Genomic DNA, 2,264 nt, shown 5'->3' on the forward strand with positions numbered 1-2,264 from the left:
TAGAGTTGGCGGCCCATGCCGGGGTGTTGGGCGCCTTGTCCGGAGTAGAGGAACGCGGTTTTGCCGGGTCGGGCACGCCCGACGATCACATTCACCCCTGCGCCGATGCCGTTGCGGGTGTTCGAGCGGGTGGGGATGGGGATGTCGGCTCCGTTGGCGGTCTCGGCTTCGGCTCCGTTGGTGGTTGCGGTTGCGGCTCCGCTTGCGGCGTCTGCGCCGTTGCCGTTGCTCATACTGATGCCGCTGGCACCGGCCGCGCCGGCACCCGTGCCACCGCCACTGCCACCGCCGCCGTTGCCGTTGCTCGTGCTCGTGTCGCTTGCGGCGTTCTCGGTGCCGCCGGTGCCGCTGTGAGTGCCGTTGCCGTTGCCGTTGCCGTTGCTTGTGCCGGTGTCGCTTCCCGCGCCCTCGGCGATGTCGATGCCACCACCAGTGCCGTAGACGGTGCCATTGCCGGTGCCGCCATGAGTGCCGGTGCCGCCGGCCGCGTCAGCGCCTGAGCTGTCGCCACCGTCGCTGCCGTTGCCCGCGTCACCGCTGCCGTTGCTCTTGGCGGCGCTGTTGCCTGTGCCGTCACCTGCGCCGAGGCCCAGGCTGTCGTCGGTGTTTGTGCCGGCGAGGTGGTTGAGGGCGTGGTGGAGGTCGTCGGCGTTGCGGGCCAGGATGACGGCGCGGTGCTCGAGATGGGCGCGTGTGGTGGCGGTGGACAGGGCGATGTCGTGCAGGGGGAGGTCGGGGTGGGTGGTGAGGTGGCCGGCCAGGCGGGCGGCCTGAGCAGCCAGGCTGGTCTGGTCACGGGCGGATAGGGCCACCGGGACCAGCGGTAGGGGCTGCGGAGCTTCGATGCCCGTGCTGGTGTCCTTGTCAGCGTCGGCGTTAATGCCAGTACCTGCGCCTATGCCATTGCCCGCGTTAGCGTCCGAACCAGTGCTTGCCTGAGCCCCTGCGGCGGTGCTTGTGCTGGTGCCCGTGTTGGGGCCTGTGCCTGTGGGGGTGGGGTGGGGGGCTTGTTCGAGGATGAGGTGGGCGTTGGTGCCGCTGATGCCGAAGGAGGAGATGGCGGCGCGGCGTGGTTTGTCGGTGTGTGCGGGCCAGGTTTGGGGGTGTTGGAGGAGGCGGATCTGGCCTTGTTCCCAGTCGACGTGGGTGGTGGGGGTGGTGATGTGCAGGGTTTGGGGGAGGAGGGCTTCGCGGGCGGCCATGACCATTTTGATCACACCCGCCACCCCGGAGGCGCATTGGGTGTGGCCGAGGTTGGACTTCACGGTGCCCAGCCACAAGGGGTGTTCTTCGGGACGGGCTCCGTACACCTCGAGGAGGGCCTGGGCCTCGATGGGGTCGCCGAGTTTGGTGCCGGTGCCGTGGGCCTCGACCGCGTCAATGTCGCCCGGAGCCAGGCCGGCGTTGGCCAGCGCCTGGCGGATCACCCGCTCCTGGGAGGGACCGTTGGGGGCCGACAGGCCGTTGCTGGCGCCGTCCTGGTTGACGGCCGATCCGCGGATCACGCCCAGGACCCGGTGGCCGTTGGCCTGCGCCTCCGACAACCGCTCCAGCAGCAGGATGCCCACGCCTTCGGAGAAGACGGTGCCATCGGCCTCGTCCGAGAACGCCTTGCATCGGCCGTCTCTCGCCAGACCACGCTGACGGCTGAACTGGATGAGCAGTTCGGGGTTGGGGAGCACGGTCACGCCGCCTGCGAGTGCCAGAGTGCTTTCGCCTCGGCGCAGGGACTCGCAGGCCAGGTGGATGGCGACGAGGGAGGAGGAGCAGGCGGTGTCCACCGTCAGCGCCGGACCTTCGAGCCCGAAGTTGTAGGACACCCGTCCTGACATCACCGAACTGGATGTGCCCGTGACCAAGTAGCCTTCGACGTCGGCTGATGGTGAATCCGCGCCGTATCCGGTGTGTGTTCCGCCGATGAAGACGCCGGTCGGGGTGCCGCGGAGCGTGTCCGGGTCGATCCCGGCCCGTTCCATGACTTCCCACGAGGTCTCCAGCAGCAGTCGTTGCTGCGGATCGATCGCGATCGCCTCACGCGGGCTGATCCCGAAAAACGCGGCGTCGAACCCGGCGGCGTCCTTCAGGAACCCGCCCTCACGCAGATACGTGGTCCCCACATGGTCCGGGTCCGGGTCATACAACGCCTCCAGATCCCAGCCCCGGTCCTCCGGGAAGGAGGAGATGCCCGAACGGCCTTGGACGAGCATGTCCCACAGGTCCTCCGGCGAGTTCACCCCGCCCGGGTAGCGGCAGCTCATCGCCAC

At 68.9% G+C, this 2,264-nt stretch carries 1 protein-coding gene; it reads right to left on the minus strand.

Annotated features, from left to right (window positions below; translation table 11 throughout):
- The coding region (locus ACWDX9_RS62540; RefSeq protein WP_449973324.1) for a beta-ketoacyl synthase N-terminal-like domain-containing protein at positions 1-2,234 on the minus strand (2,234 nt) is incomplete at its 3' end.
- Positions 2,235-2,264: the final 30 nt, after the last annotated feature.

Source organism: Nonomuraea sp. NPDC003201 (assembly GCF_053590415.1).